Origin of the sequence: Paracoccus sp. SJTW-4 (genome assembly GCF_047716885.1) — a bacterium.
Classification (GTDB): Bacteria; Pseudomonadota; Alphaproteobacteria; order Rhodobacterales; family Rhodobacteraceae; genus Paracoccus; species Paracoccus solventivorans.
The window spans coordinates 3,006,865-3,023,370 of sequence record NZ_CP136681.1 but is presented as its reverse complement, the minus strand read 5'-3'; the positions used below and the strand labels follow the sequence as shown (position 1 = coordinate 3,023,370).

The 16,506-nt window shown below is 67.2% G+C and carries 17 protein-coding genes; 2 read left to right on the top strand and 15 right to left on the bottom strand.

The features are described from left to right. Positions 1–8: 8 nt before the first annotated feature. From RSP45_RS14845 to RSP45_RS14775, 15 genes are all read right to left on the bottom strand, one after another. On the bottom strand, positions 9–701 hold the full coding sequence (locus RSP45_RS14845; RefSeq protein WP_415392514.1) for an ABC transporter ATP-binding protein: 693 nt from the start codon (positions 699–701) through the stop codon (positions 9–11). Continuing rightward, on the bottom strand, positions 688–1,452 hold the full coding sequence (locus RSP45_RS14840; protein WP_415392513.1) for an ABC transporter ATP-binding protein: 765 nt from the start codon (positions 1,450–1,452) through the stop codon (positions 688–690). Before RSP45_RS14840 ends, RSP45_RS14845 begins: the two co-directional genes overlap by 14 nt. Beyond that, positions 1,449–2,495, bottom strand: a complete 1,047-nt coding sequence (locus tag RSP45_RS14835; RefSeq protein WP_415392512.1) for a branched-chain amino acid ABC transporter permease — start codon at positions 2,493–2,495, stop codon at positions 1,449–1,451. The genes RSP45_RS14840 and RSP45_RS14835 overlap by 4 nt, the downstream gene beginning before the upstream one ends. Then, positions 2,492–3,358, bottom strand: a complete 867-nt coding sequence (locus tag RSP45_RS14830) for a branched-chain amino acid ABC transporter permease (RefSeq protein ID WP_415392511.1) — start codon at positions 3,356–3,358, stop codon at positions 2,492–2,494. The genes RSP45_RS14835 and RSP45_RS14830 overlap by 4 nt, the downstream gene beginning before the upstream one ends. A 17-nt stretch (positions 3,359–3,375) precedes the next feature. Continuing rightward, a complete protein-coding gene (locus RSP45_RS14825; protein ID WP_415392510.1) occupies positions 3,376–4,551 on the bottom strand; it encodes an ABC transporter substrate-binding protein in 1,176 nt (391 codons plus the stop codon). Positions 4,552–5,127: 576 nt separating this feature from the next. Then, entirely contained in the window at positions 5,128–5,352 is a 225-nt protein-coding gene (locus RSP45_RS14820) for a hypothetical protein (RefSeq protein ID WP_415394084.1), read from the bottom strand. 189 nt (positions 5,353–5,541) lie between these two features. Further along, positions 5,542–6,534 carry an ABC transporter substrate-binding protein gene (locus tag RSP45_RS14815; RefSeq protein WP_415392509.1) on the bottom strand — a complete coding sequence of 331 codons (993 nt, stop codon included), beginning with the start codon at positions 6,532–6,534 and terminating at the stop codon, positions 5,542–5,544. Between the two features lie 374 nt (positions 6,535–6,908). Further along, positions 6,909–7,217, bottom strand: a complete 309-nt coding sequence (locus RSP45_RS14810; protein ID WP_415392508.1) for a hypothetical protein — start codon at positions 7,215–7,217, stop codon at positions 6,909–6,911. Then, complete coding sequence (locus RSP45_RS14805; RefSeq protein ID WP_415392507.1) at positions 7,214–8,731, bottom strand: aldehyde dehydrogenase family protein; 1,518 nt, start codon at positions 8,729–8,731, stop codon at positions 7,214–7,216. Before RSP45_RS14805 ends, RSP45_RS14810 begins: the two co-directional genes overlap by 4 nt. 258 nt (positions 8,732–8,989) lie before the next feature. Next, entirely contained in the window at positions 8,990–9,730 is a 741-nt protein-coding gene (locus tag RSP45_RS14800; protein ID WP_415392506.1) for an aspartate/glutamate racemase family protein, read from the bottom strand. Continuing rightward, the gene (locus RSP45_RS14795) at positions 9,730–10,395 is read right to left on the bottom strand and encodes an amino acid ABC transporter permease (protein WP_415392505.1); all 666 of its coding nucleotides are present in this window, start codon (positions 10,393–10,395) and stop codon (positions 9,730–9,732) included. Before RSP45_RS14795 ends, RSP45_RS14800 begins: the two co-directional genes overlap by 1 nt. Positions 10,396–10,407: 12 nt before the next feature. Then, positions 10,408–11,076: an amino acid ABC transporter permease gene (locus RSP45_RS14790; protein WP_073063849.1), complete on the bottom strand. Its 669-nt coding sequence runs from the start codon at positions 11,074–11,076 to the stop codon at positions 10,408–10,410. 9 nt (positions 11,077–11,085) lie between these two features. Beyond that, positions 11,086–11,856 (bottom strand): amino acid ABC transporter ATP-binding protein, encoded by a 771-nt coding sequence (locus RSP45_RS14785; RefSeq protein WP_415392504.1) that lies wholly within the window; start codon positions 11,854–11,856, stop codon positions 11,086–11,088. A gap of 89 nt (positions 11,857–11,945) precedes the next feature. Continuing rightward, positions 11,946–12,764 carry a substrate-binding periplasmic protein gene (locus tag RSP45_RS14780; protein WP_415392503.1) on the bottom strand — a complete coding sequence of 273 codons (819 nt, stop codon included), beginning with the start codon at positions 12,762–12,764 and terminating at the stop codon, positions 11,946–11,948. A 188-nt stretch (positions 12,765–12,952) separates the two neighbouring features. Continuing rightward, positions 12,953–13,879 carry a LysR substrate-binding domain-containing protein gene (locus RSP45_RS14775; RefSeq protein WP_415392502.1) on the bottom strand — a complete coding sequence of 309 codons (927 nt, stop codon included), beginning with the start codon at positions 13,877–13,879 and terminating at the stop codon, positions 12,953–12,955. A 100-nt stretch (positions 13,880–13,979) separates the two neighbouring features. Between RSP45_RS14775 and RSP45_RS14770 the strand changes: the two genes are divergently transcribed. Beyond that, positions 13,980–15,308 carry an NAD(P)/FAD-dependent oxidoreductase gene (locus RSP45_RS14770; RefSeq protein ID WP_415392501.1) on the top strand — a complete coding sequence of 443 codons (1,329 nt, stop codon included), beginning with the start codon at positions 13,980–13,982 and terminating at the stop codon, positions 15,306–15,308. After that, the gene (locus tag RSP45_RS14765) at positions 15,305–16,486 is read left to right on the top strand and encodes a pyridoxal phosphate-dependent aminotransferase (RefSeq protein ID WP_415392500.1); all 1,182 of its coding nucleotides are present in this window, start codon (positions 15,305–15,307) and stop codon (positions 16,484–16,486) included. The genes RSP45_RS14770 and RSP45_RS14765 overlap by 4 nt, the downstream gene beginning before the upstream one ends. Positions 16,487–16,506: the final 20 nt, after the last annotated feature.

Genomic DNA, 16,506 nt, shown 5'->3' with positions numbered 1-16,506 from the left:
GGCGGGGATCAGAGGTATTCCTCTGCCAGCGCCGCCCCCCTGATCTCTGACGTCAGCCCCGAGCGGCGGATCTGCCCCGAGCGCATGACATGTCCGTAATGGGCGATCTTCAGCGCCGGCCGGGCCATCTGCTCGGTCATCAGCACCGCGATCCCCTCGTCCTGCATCTGCCGCACGGCGGCCGAGATCTGCTGGATCCAGACCGGCGCCAGCCCCAGGAACGGCTCGTCGAGCAGCAGAAGCCGGGGCACGCCGCCCATGGCGCGGGCGATGGCGACCAGCTGCTGCTGGCCCCCGCTCAGCTCTCCGGCCGGCTGCGACTGGCGTTCGCCCAGAAAGCGGAAGCTGGCGACCATCCGGTCCCAGCGGGCCGCCTGTTCGCGCGCCGACAGCCGCGCGGCCCCGGCCAGCACATTGTCCTTGACCGACATCGAGGCGAAGACCCGCCGGCCCTCGGGGGAATAGCCGATTCCCGCCCTGGCCCGGGCATCGCTGGACATGGCGGAGACGTCGCGCCCGTCAAAGCGGATGCGACCGCGGGAATGGCGCACCAGCCCGATTACCGAATTGATCAGGCTGGACTTGCCGGCCCCGTTCGCGCCGATCAGCAGCACGGTCTGGCCCGCCTCGACCTGCAGCGTCACCCCGTCGACCGCCCGGGTGCCGCCATAGGCGACATGAAGATCCTCAATGCTCAGCATCGCCGTCCTCCTCGTCGCCGCCGCCCAGATAGGCGTCGATCACGTCCTTGCGGTTCAGCACCTCGTCCGGAGGGCCGGTGGCGATCAACCTGCCGCCGTCCAGCACGATGACCTCGGGGCACAGGCGGCGGATCAGCTCCATGTCGTGTTCGACCAGCAGCACGCCGCAGCCGAACTCGCGCTGCGCGAAACCGACATAGGCGTCGATGTTGCTGCGCTCGGATTTCTCGAGCCCCGCCGCCGGCTCGTCCAGCAGCAGGATCCGGGGCTGCGTCGCCAGCGCCATGGTCAGCCCCAGCATCTTTTGCAGCCCGTAGGGCAGCACCTCGGCGTGGCGGTCCCAGTTCTCGACCAGGCCGAACTGCTCCAGCAGCGGCGCCAGCCGCTCCAGCACTGACAGATCCCTGCGGGCAAAGCGCACGGCCGAGCGCAGGTTGTCGCTGACGCTATGGCCGCTGAAGGTGGCGGTCTGCTGAAAGCTGCGCACCAGACCGCGGCCGGCATTGTCATAGACCGGGCGGCCGTCGATCCGGGTCTCGCCCAGCCGCACCTGCCCCGAGCTGGCGGCCAGCCGGCCCGAGATGATGTTGATCATCGTGGTCTTGCCGGCGCCGTTGGGCCCGATCACCCCCAGAAGCCCGCCGGGCTGCAGGGTGAAGCTGACATCGTGAAAGACCTTCAGCCCGCCGAAGGACTTGGACATCCGCTCGGCGTAAAGCGCCTCGGCCGGAAGCTGGGGAACCGCGGTCATCGGATATCCCCCTTCGGCGCCTTGCGGGCGGGGCCATTCCCCACCCAGCGGCTTCCCCTGGCGCGCAGCGACCCGATCAGCGTCGTCACGGTGCCGATCACGCCGCCGCGGGCCAGCAGGGTCACGACGATGATCAGCAGCCCGAACAGCCCCGGCGACAGCTCGCCGCGCAGCGCGAAGTAGTCGGTGGCCGAGACCAGCAGGATCGCCCCGACCAGCGTGCCCAGGATCGAGCCCTTGCCGCCCACGATCGTGTAGGTGATGTAGTTGACCGAGGACATGGGCGCGAAAGAGGTCGGATGCGCCGTCATCAGCATGTTGACCAGCGCAAACCCCGCAAGCCCGGACACCCCCGCCGCGACCGCGAACGCCATGGCCTTGTATTTCCAGCAGGCCAGCCCCAGGCTTTCGGCCAGGACGTCGTTCTTTTCGATGGCCGCGAATTCGTAGCGGAACCGCCGCGTGAAGATGGCGGTGACGAGAAAGCCGGCAAAGGCCAGCCCGGTCGTGGTCAGCAGCACATGCGAATTGTCCCACAGCTCGAAGCCGAAGAAGCGGACCGCAGGCATCCCCACCAGACCGTTCGAGCCGCCGGTCAGCGGCGCCGCCTCGAACAGCAGCAGCTGCACGATCTCGGTGAGGACAAAGGTGACCAGCACGAAATAGACGCCCTTGAGCCGCAGGATCAGCCAGCCCAGCGGAACCGCGCAAAGCGCCGGCACCAGAAAGGCCGCCAGCCCCAGCACGACCACATCCGTCACCCCCAGCCGCAGCGACAGGACCGCCACCGTATAGCCGCCGATCGCCATGAACGAGGGGACGGCAAAGCTCATCAGGTCCAGCCGCAGCATGATGTAGACCCCCAGCGCGGCCGTGGCGGCGATCAGGATCAGATTGGCCTGGGACAGGGCCTGCGGGTTGGTGGTCAGCGCCGGGATGGCAAAGGCCAGCAGAACCAGCCCCAGCGTGATCCATTCATGGCTGCCGAAGAACGGCGCCTTCTGTTTCAGATAGCCCGAAATCGTTGCTGCGGCGGTGGTCATGCGCGACGGACCTCCTTGCCCAGCAGGCCCTGCGGCCGGATCACCAGGATGATCAGCACCAGGACGAACAGCGTCAGCGCCCCCTTGGAGCCGCCCAGATAGACGGCGGCATAGGCTTCCACGAGGCCGACGATAAAGGCGGCGACGGTGGCCCCGGTCACGCTGCCAAGGCCGCCCAGGATCACCGTCAGGAACGAGAACGCCAGCACCGGGTCGCCGACATGCGGCGCCAGCGCCAGGATCGGGGTCACCAGCGCCCCGGTCAGCCCGGCAAGCCCGGTCGCCAGCGCGAAGGCAAAGGGGAACAGCACTTTCGTCCGCATCCCCAGCGCGCTGGCCACCGCGCGATCCTCGGCCATGGCGCGCATGGCGCGGCCGAGATTGGTGCGGTAGACCAGCCAGTAGACCAAGACGATTGCAGCAAGGCAGACCCCCAGCACGACCATGTTCGCGTAAGGGAAATAGACGCCGCCCGCCCGCCAGACCCCCGCGATGGGGAAAGAGAACTCGGGTGATTCAGCCCCGAAGATCATCAGGATCGCGGTGGCCATGACAAGGTAGAACCCCATCGTGACCATCAGCGTGGCCTGGTGATCCTCGATCACGCGCTCGAGGATCAGCGTCTCGAACAGCCATCCCAGCGCCGCGGTGCTGCCCACCGCGATCAGCAGCGCCACCGGGTAGGACAGGCCTAGCATGGCGGTGCAGTAATAGGCGACATAGCCGCCCATCACGTAAAAGCCGCCATGCGCGAAGTTCACCACCCCGAGGATGCCGAAGATCAGCGTGAACCCAAGCGCGAGCAGGGTGTATTGAGACCCCAGGCTGATGCCGATCAGCCCCGTTGCAATGAAGCCTTCCATGGTTCCTCCCGGATCCGTCAGCCTTCGCTGACAGCTTCAGCGCGGATGAAATCCTTTTGCTCGCCGCCCTGGATCACGCCGATGGCAAAGGGATAGGACAGCTCCTGGTTGATCCCGAAGAAGCTCTCGCCGATCCAGTGACCGGCGCCGATATGCTCGTCATCAACCGGCAGCGCGCGCATCGCCTCGGCGATCTTTTCGGAATCGTCCACGGTCTGCGCCGCCTGCACCGCCTTGATCATCATCCGCGCCGCATAGACCCAGCGGAAGAAGTCGCTGTTTTCCGGGCGCGGCCCGCCCATCAGCTCGACATGCTTCTGTTCCAGCGCGCGCAGGTTGTCGTCCATGGCGACCGGCTCGAACCACAGGAAGTCCTGCAGCACGTTCAGCCCGCCGGCCACGCGGCCGATTTCCTCGGTCCCCGGCCCGCCCAGCCGGAAGATCGGCCCGGTGAACCCGGCCTGGCGCAATTGCTTGACGATGATGCCCGCGTCCCCCGCCGGCGACGAGGCCAGATCGACCGCGCCGGGATCGGCCGCCAGCAGGCGGGTGACGATCGGCGCGAAATTGGTGGTTCCCCGCTGGTAATATTCCTCGACCGCGGTGACGCCCTTTTCCGTGAAGATCTGCGCATTCACGCTGGCGATATCGGTGCCGCCCTGATCGTTCGGCGCGACGATGGCCACCTTGTCGAAGTCGTAGAGCTCAAGCCCCTTGTCGATGATCGGCGCCGCCCAGCCCGACGGACCGGGCCCGATGTGGAACACGTTGGGCCATTGCGGGCCGATGGCGTCCTTGGCGAAGCTGTTGACCATCGCCACCATGCGGTTGCGGTTGGCCACCGGCTTCATCCCGGTCACCTCGGGCGATCCGACGGCACCGACCACCACCTTGATGCCTTCGGCCGCCAGCGCGTTCATGGCCGAGGCCGCGCCCTCGGCGGTATATTTGGAATCGATGACCACCGGGGTGACGGTGCAGGGCGTGCCGTCGATGACCAGCCGCTCCTCCGCCATCGTTTCCTTGGCAACGAACTCGAGCGCGCCGCGCAGGGCCAGGCCCCACTGGGCAGCCGGCCCCGACAGAACCGCCGGAGAGCCGATCTTCAGTTCGCAGGCGAAAGCCGTTCCCCCGAACACCAGCGATGCAAGCAGAGTGCCGCCCAAAAGGCGACCAAATCCCGAAGCCATCATCCATCCTCCCCAGTTGGTGGCTTGGCGGCCCGCAACCGCGATCCTTGGGGCACCCCTCCTCCGAAGCGCCCATGACTGCCGCCACGCCGGAGCTTATGGCGGGCAAAACCGGCTTGTCAATAAAACGTTTCATTGAAGGTTGGGATGGGTGACAGTGATGGCAGACCGTTGGAGACTGGAAAGAATATTAATTATATTCAATGTATTATAAGGTATATCTAGATGAGATCCCCAACGGGATCCCTTTCCGCGGCCTGAACTACAAGCGTTTCCTATGCGCGAGAGCCATCATTTATGAACCGTTATTCCGACATCAAGCGTAGCCGTCCTACCAGCTACATCCTGGGTGATTCCCCTGCCCCGCCCCCGCGCCAGAGACGAAAAAGGCGCTTCCGGTCGTGAAGCTCGACTGCATCCCGACACGCCCGGCAAGCGCGACAGCACCTCCGCGTGCAGCGTTCACAGTCATCCAGATCACCGCTCTCGATGCACGCCCGCCCATCCGCACCGCCTCATGCCAAGCACCCACGCCCGGCGCAGCATCCCGGCGTCGGCCCTGCCCCGAAGGGCCGCATTTCACCGCCGCTCGCTCCGCTTGAGCACCTCGACCACGCGGTCGGCCATGCGGGCGCAGCAGGCGCCCTCGAAGGGGAAGACCGTGTCGAAGCCGCCGCGCCGGCGGGTTTCCGGGGTGGCGCGCAGGTGGCGGCGGGCGCGGTACAGGCGGGTGCGCACGGTGATCGGGTTCAGCCCCGGATCGCGGGCGACGGCAGGCACGGGCAGCCCCTCGGCCTCGCGCATCAGGAACACCAGGCGCAGCTCGGCCGGCAGGCCGGCCGGCGTCTCTTCCAGCAGCTCGCGGACCTCGTGGCGGCCGGCGCCGGTCTCGGCTTGTCCGACGCCCCCGGCCGTGGCCCGGCTCAGGCGCGACTGCGGCCGTTGGAACGCAAAACGCGGCGGGAAAGGACCCGCCGCGTGGTGGGGCAGCGCCTATTGCGCCTGCGCAAAGGCCGCCGCGGCGGCTTCGGCGCTGGCGGTCATCCCGTCGATGCCGCCGGTCATCAGATACCAGACCTTGCTGTCCAGATGGATCACCCGACCTTCCTGCCACGCGCTGGTCGCCGTCACCCGTTCGTCCGCGGCCAGGCGGTCGGCCAGCGGCGCGACCTCGGTATTGCCCACGGCGGCGTTGCGGTCGATGGTGAAGATCCAGTCGGGGTCGGCGGCCAGCGCGGCCTCGAGCGCTTCCTGCTGGCGCTGCCGGGCGGCCGCGGCCTCGGGGGTGCCGGGCTCGGGGCGGGGGCCGGGGGCGGCCTCGGACGGGCCGATCGCGGGCTCGATCCCGGTCAGGTCGTAGACCCCGCCGAAGCGAGAGCCCGGGGGCTGCGCGCTGAACCCCTCTCCGGCGCCGAACAGCAGCAGGCCGGTCCCGGCCTTGCCGCCCAGCTCGTGGGTCCGGGCGATGGTTTCCCTGAAGGCGGCGATGCGGGCGGCCGCCGCATCCTCGGCGCCAAGCAGCCTGCCGAGGTTTTCGGTGCTGGCGATCACGTTCGACACCATGTCGCCGTTGCCGGCGCTGAGGTCGATCGTGGGCGCGATCGCGGCCATCTGCTCGAACTGGGCGGCAGAGCGCCCGCCGACGACGATCAGGTCGGGGGCCAGGGCTTTCAGCGCCGCGGCATCGGGTTCGAAGAGGGTCCCGGCCGGGGCATGGCGGTCCTCGGCAAAGCCCATCAGATGCGCGGGGAAGTTCGCCGGCCCGTCGGCAGATTTCGGCACCGCGACCACCAGATCGGATTTGCCAAGCGCGTTGACGATATCCAGCGTCGGCAGGTCGAAGACCGCGATCTTCTGCGGCGCGGCCGGCAGCACCGTTTCCCCTTGGGCATGGGGAATGCGGACTTCCTGCGCCAGTGCAGGGGCGCCCCCGAGGGTGAGGGCAAGGGCGACCGCCAGCGGCAGGCCAGGGATGATTTTCTTCACGGACAGTCCTCCGAGGTCCCGGCAGGGGGCTCCGGCCCCGTCCGAGGCGCAGGAAACCTGCCAAGCGATTGTTTTTCCCGATGGGTGGCGGAGAGGGATCCCGGCTGCCTGCTGCCGGCTTAGGCCATAAGCCCATGTCGGACAAGGGAACATTCCCGCAAGGGGGTAGCGAGAGCTGTGCGGCTTGTCACCGAGGGCACCGGAGGGCAGCGCGGGACGTCGCGCGAGAGCGTCGCCGGCCGAAAGTTGCGCCGGTGCAGTCCACATGAGCCCGACGAGCGCGTCTCCACCGAGAAGAGCCTGCGACGCACGAAGGCGACGGCGTCGCAGCCGGTGATGCCCAGCGACCGGCTTGCCCTTGAGGTTGTACGCCGTCAGCAGCGGCGTGCCGGGATCAGGTTCAGCAAATAGAGGTCGAGCCCGTCGAGCCCGAGTGTGGCGCAGAGCCGCACGTCGTCGGCCACGTCCTGCGGGGTCTGCCCGGGCAGGCCGTAGATCAGGTCGATGACGATCGCGCCGCGGTCGAGCGCGACCAGGTCGCGCAGGAAGCGATCCACCCCGGCCCGTGTCGCGTCGCGCCCGAGCGGCTTGCGGATCGCGTCGGAAAGGCTCTGCGCCCCGAGCCAGCGAGGCCCGCACAAGCGCCAAGGCGCGGGCGGCAAAGGCCGCCCGCAGCCGGTCATTCGATGTCGAACACGACGCCCTGCGCCAGCGGCAGCTGGGTGGAATAGTTGATCGTGTTGGTCTGGCGGCGCATGTAGCCCTTCCACGCGTCCGAGCCGCTTTCGCGCCCGCCGCCGGTCTCTTTCTCGCCCCCGAACGCCCCGCCGATCTCGGCGCCCGAGGTGCCGATATTGACATTGGCGATACCGCAATCCGAGCCGGCCGCCGAGACGAAGGTTTCCGCCTCGCGCAGGTCCAGCGTGAAGATCGACGAGGAAAGCCCCGCGCCGACCGCGTTATGCAGGCGGATCGCCTCGGCCAGATCGCTGTATTTCATCACATAGAGTATCGGGGCGAAGGTTTCCTCCAGCACCGGGCCGGTCTGCTCGGGCATCTCGACCAAGGCGGGACGGGCGTAGAAGGCGGTATCCGGCCCGACCGAAACGCGCTCGCCGCCATGGACGGTGCCGCCGGCCGCCTTTGCAGCCTGCAGCGCGTCCTGCATCGCCTGAAAGGCCTGGCCGTCCACCAGCGGGCCGACCAGCGCGCCGCTGTCCAGCGGATTGCCGATGCTGACCGAGCCGTAGGCCCTGATCAGCCGCGGCACCAGCGCATCATAGACGGAGTCGTGGACGAACAGGCGGCGCAGCGTCGTGCAGCGCTGGCCTGCCGTGCCCATGGCGCCAAAGGCGATCGCGCGCAGGGCCATGTCGAGATCGGCCGAGGGGCAGACGATGCCGGCATTGTTGCCGCCCAGCTCCAGGATCGAGCGACCGAAGCGCTCGGCCACCTTGGGCCCGACGATCCGGCCCATGCGGGTCGAACCGGTCGCCGAGATCAGCGGCACGTCGTGGCTGGCGACCAGCGCCTCGCCGATGTCGGGGCCGCCGATCAGCACCTGGCTGAGGCCCTTAGGCGCGTCGCCGAAACGGGCCAGCGCGCGGTCGAAGATGGCCTGGGTGGCCAGCGCCGTCAGCGGCGTCTTTTCCGAGGGCTTCCAGACGACCGCATTACCGCAGACCAGCGCCAGCGCGGCGTTCCACGACCAGACCGCGACCGGGAAGTTGAAGGCCGAGATCACGCCCACGACGCCCAGCGGGTGCCACGTCTCCATCATCCGGTGGCCGGGGCGTTCCGAGGCGATGGTCAGGCCGTAAAGCTGTCGCGACAGGCCGACGGCGAAATCGCAGATGTCGATCATCTCCTGCACCTCGCCCAGCCCCTCGGACGGGATCTTGCCCGCCTCGATGGACACGAGCCGGCCCAGATCGTCCTTGGCGGCGCGCAGCTCCTCGCCCAGCAGGCGGACCAGCTCGCCCCGGCGCGGGGCGGGGACGGTGCGCCACGCCTCAAAGGCGGCGCGGGCGCTGGCGATGGCCTGCCGCGTATCCTCGGCGCTGTGGGGCTTCAGCCGGGCAACCTCCTCGCCGGTGACCGGCGAAAAGCTGGCCAGGGTGCCGCCGGTATAGGCATCGCTTTCAACGCCAAGGCGGGTCAGCAAGTCGGTCGTGCGGGCGGCGATGGATTGCGACATGGGTTCTTCCTCTTCTGTCATCCGTATTTCACCACGCCGGGCCCGGCGGGTGCGATCTGTGCAAGCAGGCTGCGCAAGCGGCGCTGCGGCGCCCCGGCCCCGACCGGGGATGATGTCGGCGCTCATGCTCGCGCGGCTCCTTCGTGTGTATGACACCGTGGATAGCATGGGCGATCCGGGGCGGCCTGCGATGATTGGGGCTGACCTCATGCCAGCCGGGAATGACGGCGCCCGGGGCGAGCACCCGGAAAACCGGCGCTACATCGCACCCTGATAGCGGCGGGTGACGCAGGCGCGTTCGACATGATGGATCATGCTGTTGAAATCGAAGACCGGCCGGCCGGTGACGGCCTGGACCGCCTGTGCATAGGGCGGCAGGTCCGAGCATTCCAACAGGACCGCCCCGATCTCGGGATGGCGCGCGACCAGATCGGCGGCGACGGCGCTGACCTCGGCTTCGATCCGCGTGCTGTCGAGCGTGCCCTTTTCCTCGAGGATGGCGCTGCGGAACTCTGGCTGCTCTTCCATCCCGGCGACATGCAGCGGGATGCCGGGGCCGACACCGCAGGCGGCAAAATGCGCCGGCGTCAGGCGCGAGGCGTTGGCGGTGATGACGCCGACCGGGCGGCCGGTGATCCGGGCGATGAACGGAATCTGCAGCAGGGGCGACAGAAAGACCGGGACCTCGACCGCCGCCGCAACCTCGCGCTGAAACAGCGCCATGAAACCGCAGGCGCCGGTGATCGCCTTGACGCCTTCGGCCTGCAGTTTCCGCGCGCCCTCGACGAAGGGCGTCACCAGCGCCGGGTCGGCCTGATTGAGCAGCCGGTCGATCGACGCGCCCTCGACCCGGTGATAGCGCACCGGAAAGGGATAGGTGGTGGCGTTGCCGACATTGCCGGGAACCCAGGGATAGGCGGCGTCCAGGATTAGGATCCCGATGCTTTCGCCATACCATGACTGGGATTTGCGACCGATCTGGAACATCATCGAGCCCATCAGATGGCAAAGCGTTTCAGGATGCGCTTTTCAAGCCATGTCACCAGCCGGGTCATCGGGAAGGCGACGACGAAATAGATCAGCGCGACGGCGGTGAAGACCTCGACCGGGCGGCCGGTGCGGTTCGAGATGGTGGTGCCGATGAACATCAGCTCCATCATGCCGATGGCCGACACCAGCGAGCTTTCCTTGAAGATGCCGATGCCGTTCGACAGCAGCACCGGGACCGAGCGCAGCGTGGCCTGCGGCAGCACGATCCGGGTGGCGCGCGTCCACGGGGACAGGCCAAGCGCATGACAGGCGTCGTATTGCTCGCGCCCGATGGATTTCATGCCGGCCCGGAACGTCTCGGACATGATCGCGCCGCCGTAAAGCGTCAGGCACAGCACGGCGGCGGTAAAGTTCGACAGGTCGGTGCCCAGAAAGATCGGCATGCAGTAGAAGATCCAGAAGATCTGGATCAGCACCGGCGTGCCGCGAAAGAACTCGACATAGACGGCGGCGATCCAGCGCACCGGCGCGATGGATGAATTGCGCAGCAGCGCCAGCACAAAGCCCCAAACGATGCCAAGGGCAAAGGCGATCAGCGTCAGGCGCAGGGTCATGCCCAGCCCCATCAGCAGGGCATCCTGATAGCGGGCCAGGAACGAGAAATCGATGGTCATGGCAAGGCTTCCTCAGGCCCGTGCGGCGTCAAGCCGCTGTTCGACCCACGCAGCGACCCGCGACACCGGGAAGGAAATGGCGAAATAGATCAGCGCGACGGCGGTATAGGTCTCGATCGGGCGATAGCTCTGGGTGGCGACCTGCCGGCCCATGTACATCAGGTCGCTGAGCGCCACGATCGCCACCAACGCGGATTGCTGGAACAACGTGATGCCGTTGGTGATCAAGACCGGCAGCGCGGCGCGGAAGGCATGGGGAAACACCACATAGCGGACCCGCTGCAGCGGTGAAAACCCCAACGCCACACCCGCATCCAGCTGTTCGCGCGGCACCGCCTGGATGGCGGCGCGGTAAGCCTCGGCGTTGAAACAGGCAAGGTTGATGCCCAGCGCCAGAATGCCCATCGGCAGCGGCGCCAGATAGATCCCGAACAGGATCGGCACGCAGTAGAAGAACCACAGGATCTGGACCAGAACCGGGGTGCAGCGGAACAGCTCGATCATCAGGGCAAAGGGCGCCCGCAGCAGCCAGTATTTCGAAAGCACCAGCAGCGCGATCACGAAGCCCAGCGTCAGCGCGATGATATTCGCGATCACGGTCAGCTGCACCGTGACCTTCAGCCCCTCCATCAGGACCGGCCAGGCCTGGAGGATGTAATGAAACTGGAACTCATACTCCATCGCCGCGCCTCATGTCTTGATATGGAAGACGCGCTCGATGAATTCGCGCGTGCGCGGGTTCACCGGATCGCCCAGCACCTGCTCGGGCGGGCCATCCTCGACCACGACGCCGCCGGCGCAGAAGATGACGCGGCTGGCGATGTTCTTTGCAAACCACATGTCATGGGTGACCAGCATCATCGGCATCTGCTGTTCGGCCAGTTCCAGCATCACCGCCTCGACCTCGGCCACCAGCTCGGGGTCCAGCGCCGATGTCACCTCGTCGAACAGCATCAGCCGCGGGTCCAGCATCAGCGCCCGCGCGATGGCCACCCGCTGCTTCTGGCCGCCGGAAAGCTGGCTGGGATAGCTTTGCGCCTTGCTTTCCAGCCCCAGCCTCGTGAGAAGCTGCATCCCCTTGTCCAGCGCCGCCGGTTTCGACATGCCGCGCGTCTTGATCGCGGCCAGCGTCAGGTTGCTGATGATCGTCAGATGCGGGAACAGCGTGTAGTGCTGGAACACCATCCCCACCTGCTTGCGCAGGGTGCTGTCGATCCGGGTCTTGCCCGATTGCTCGTGCCCGGTGATGTAGCGCTTGCCCAGAAGGTCGATTTCTCCGCGGCGGATATCCTCCAGCCCCATCATGATGCGCAGAAGGGTCGATTTCCCGCCGCCCGAGGGGCCGATCACGACCAGCCGGTCGCCGGGTCGCATCTCAAGGTCGATGCCCGACAGGACCTGAAGCGTCCCGTAATTCTTGTGAACGCCGCGCATCTCGACGAGGGGCTGAATCTCGGTCATTCATCGCTCCGGTAAAGCCGGGCCATCGTCCCGCAGGCAAAAAGCCGCGGAACGACAAGGCCCTGATCATGTTGCAGGAAACCAGGCGGTTACTGGTTCTCGTCGATGATCTGCTGGACGGCGGCTTGCAGCATTGCGTCGATCCGGCCGGTTGCGCGCAGCTCTTCCAGGAAGAAGTTCAGCGACTGCAGATCCTGGTAGGACATCGAGCGATTGACGCCCATGGCCATCCCCTGCCGGGACAGGGCGGGCTCGGGGATGATATGCGTGGCCCAGTCCTCGTTCGAGGCGACATAGACGGTGTTGGAATCCACCGGATCGGCCAGCACATCGCCGCGCCCCGACATCAGCGCCAGCCGCGCCTCGTCCCCCGACGGCAGGCGCAGGATCTCGGCATTCTTGGCCGCGTCCGTCACCGCGCGGTCCATGTAGGTGCCCGAGGTCACGATGACCGTCACCCCGTCCACGTCGAAATCGGCAAAGCTGGCCGGGGTGGCCGGGATCTTGTTGTTGCCCTGGCGATAGGCCAGCGAGATCTGGTCGGGGATCGCGGCATCCGAGAACCCCACCGCCAGCGCGCGCTGCGGCGTCTGGTTCAGTGCCAGTGCCAGATCCCAGCGGTTGGCCTGAAGCCCGGCGACGATATTGTCCCAGGTGGTGTCCACGAAATCGGCCCGCACGCCCAGCACGTCTTCGGCATACATCCGGCACAGATCGGCAAACAGGCCCGAATATTCGCCCGTCAGCGGATCGAAGCTGACGAAGGGCGGATAGACGGCGGCCCCGCAGCGCAGCACGCCCGATTGCTGGACATTGGCCCAGCTGGCGGCTCCGTCCTGGGCAACTGCGGGCGTGGCAAGACTTGCGGCAAGCAGCAGCCCGCCAATCAGGTTCGTGGTTTTCGACATAGTCCTCTCCCTCGTCGCAATACGACGCCCCGTGGAAATCCGGGGCTTTTTGTTTACCGTCCTCCAGCGCCCCGGCTGGCGGGGCTACGGTCTGTCGTTGAAAGCGAGAGTGAGGCAGAACCAGCCCTGCTGAAAATCAAGGAATCGGTCTGAACTCATGTCGGAATGGAATGATTGCCCGTGGCGCTTCAGGGGCGTTCCGCGGCCATTTCTTCCGTCAGCCAGTCGCGGAACAGGACCAGCGGATGATGCGTGCCGCGATCCTCGGGCCAGCACAGGTGATAGGCATCGACGCTTTCCAGGGCCAGGGGCAGCGCCTCGACGATGCGGCCCTCGCGCAGCTCGTCCCCGAACATGAACCGGGGCAGCAGGGCGACGCCCAGTCCCGCCGCCGCCGCCTCGAACAGCGTGGTGAACTGGTCGAACAGCATTCCGTGAACGGCCTGGTCATCCACCCCGTAATGGCGCAGCCAGCGTTCCCATGCATCCGGTCTTGTGGTCAGATGCAGCAGCGGCGCCTGTCGGATGTCGGCGGGCTCGCGGAACCGGAAACGCTCTATCAGTTGCGGCGCGCAGACCGGCAGGATGATCTCGTTGCGCAGCGCCACCATCTGGACGCCGGTCCATTGCGGGGGGCCGAAATAGATGGCGGCGTCGATGATATCCTGATTGAAGTCGAACTTTGCCGGCCGGCTGAGGACGTTCAGCATCACCTCGGGGTGGCGCGCGACGAACCGGGGCAGCCGCGGCGTCAACCAGCGCGCCCCGAATGTGGGCGGCACGCCCAGCGTCAAAGAGCCGCCGGACGGATTGGCCCGCAGGTTCAGCGACGCGTTCGAGATCTTGGTCAGCGCCTCGCGGATTTCGCGCGCATACACCATGCCGCCCAGCGTCAGGCGGATCTTCTGCTTTTCACGCACGAACAGCTCGACACCCAGCTGCCCTTCCAGCGCCTTGATCTGTCGCGAAACCGCCGACTGCGTCAGCGACAATTCATCGGCCGCGCGGGTGATCGAGCCGGTTCTGGCGGCAGCCTCGAACGCCGCCAGCAGCGGTAATGACGGAAGGAACCTTCGGGCAGAGAAGATGGCTATGACTCCACGGTATGATGTCATGCAAAACGCTTGCTAGCGTAAGCCCCTCCGGGCCCTGAATAAAGATGCAAAACACCGGGCCGGCACGCACCGCCCGGCCATTCAGGACAAAACGGGAGGGATGATGCTCAACGATCCGCGCTCGCACGGTCTGTGGGGAAAAACCGCACCGGCCCCGCCGCCGACCCGCGCGCTTGAAGGCGAGGTGATGACCGATGTGGCGATCATCGGCGGCGGCTATACCGGCCTTTCCACCGCGCTGCATCTGGGCGAACGCGGCATCGGCTGCATCGTCGTCGAGGCCGAGCAGATCGGCTTTGGCGGCTCGGGCCGCAATGTCGGGCTGGTCAATGCCGGCATGTGGGTGATGCCAGAGGAATTGATCGCCACGCTGGGGGCGGATCATGGCAGCCGGCTGCTGGACCTGCTGGGCAACGGGCCGGCGCAGGTCTGGGACATCACCCGCCGCTACGACATTGATTGCGAGGCTACGCCGGTCGGAACGCTGCATGCCGGTGTCGGACGCAAGGGGTTTGGCGAACTGGCCGAACGCGCCCGGCAATGGCAGAAACGCGGCGCCCCGGTCGAGCTTCTGGGCAAGGCCGAGGCCGCCAGGATGCTGGGCACCCATGCGTTCGAGGGCGCGCTTCTGGACCGCCGGGCGGGCACCATCCAGCCTCTGGCCTATGCGCGCGGGCTGGCGCAGGCCGCCATCGGCAAGGGCGCGGCAGTCCATACCGACACGCCGGCCCTTGCGCTGGAACGCAGCGGCAACGGCTGGCTGGTGCGCACCCCGAAAGGCGCCATCCGGGCGGGCCGGGTGGTGGTGGCAACCGACATGTACACCCGCTTCGTGATGGCGGAAATCGCCCGCCAGCAGGTCGTCCTGCCCTATTTCAACATGGCGACGACGCCCCTGCCCGAGGATGTGGCGAAAACCATCGTGCCAGGCCGCCAGGGCGTCTGGGACACCAAGGAGGTGTTGCTGTCCTATCGCTTCGACCGGATGAACCGGCTGATCTTCGGCTCGGTCGGGGCGCTGAAGAACGGCGGCGCGGCCGTGCATCGGGCCTGGGCAAGGACCGCGCTGCGCCGGCTTTATCCGCAGATCGGCCCGGTCGATTTCGAACAGGAATGGTTCGGCAACATCGGCATGACCTCGGACAACCTGCCGCGCTTTCATCGGCTGGATGACGGGGTTTTCGCCTTTTGCGGCTATAACGGGCGCGGCATCGCGCCGGGCACGGTCTTTGGCCAGTGCATGGCCGCCCTGCTGGCCGGCGAGATCGCCGAATCCGATCTGCCCTTGCCCGTCACCCGCCCGGCCCCGGCCGCCTGGCGCGGGTTGCAGCAGCTCTTTTACGAAACCGGCGCGCAGGCGGTCCATCTGGCCGAGGCCGGCCGCAATACCTTCCTGAAATCCGCTTCGTTCCCCAAAGGTGCCCCATGACCGGCTTTATCCGCGCGCCCCGGATCGCCAATCTCGAAATCTCGGAAATCGTCCAGCTGACCGAGAAGGCGGCGGTGCTGAAGGCGCAGGGCCATGACATCGTTGCCCTGTCGACCGGAGAACCGGATTTCCCGACGCCCCCGCATGTGATCGACGCCGCACACCGGGCGGCGCTGGCGGGCAAGACCCGCTATCCGGCCACCTTGGGAACGGCCGAACTGCGCGCCGCCATCGCCGCCGCCAACGGCGTTTCCCCGGCCGAGGTGATCGTCTCGACCGGTGCCAAGCAGGTGCTGGCGAATGCGATGCTGGCCAGCCTTGCCGATGGCGACGAGGTGATCATCCCGGCCCCCTACTGGACCAGCTATTCCGACATCGTAGCGCTGGCAGGGGGCAGGCCGGTGGTGCTGCCCTGCCCGATGGCGCGGGGGTTCAAGCTGACGCCCGAGGCGCTGGAGGCCGCGATCACTCCCCGCACCCGCTGGCTGATGCTGAACTCGCCCTCGAACCCCTCGGGCGCGATCTATTCGGCGGCCGAGATCCGCGCATTGGCCGAGGTGCTGGCGCGACATGAGCAGGTCTGGGTGCTGTCGGACGAGATCTATGAGCACCTGAGCTATGTCCCTTTCACGCGCTTCCGCGACGCCGCGCCGGAACTGGCCGACCGCACGCTGGTGGTGAACGGGGTGTCCAAGGCCTATTCGATGACCGGCTGGCGGATCGGCTGGGGCGTCGGGCCGGCGGCGCTGATCAAGGCGATGGGCGCGGTGCAGGGGCAGATCACCTCGGGCGCCTCGTCGGTTTCGCAGGCGGCGGCGCTGGCAGCGCTGACCGGCGATCAGGCGCTGCTGGATACGCGACGGGACGCGATGCGGGCGCGGCGCGATCGCGTGGTGTCGGGGCTGAATGCGATACCGGGCGTCGCCTGCCCCGAACCCGAGGGCGCATTCTACGCCTTTCCCGACCTGTCGGAGGCCATCGCGCAAGGCGGTTTCGGGTCGGACGCGGCGCTCTGCGCCTGGCTTCTGGATCAGGCCGGCGTCGCCATCGTGCCGGGCCGCGCCTTCGGCCTGCCGGGGCACGCGCGCCTGTCCTTTGCCTATGCCGAGCGGGATCTCGAAGAGGGTCTGGGCCGCATTCACGCGGCGCTGGACGTGCGACTGGGCGTCACGGCCTGAAGCCGGCACATCAGGGAAGA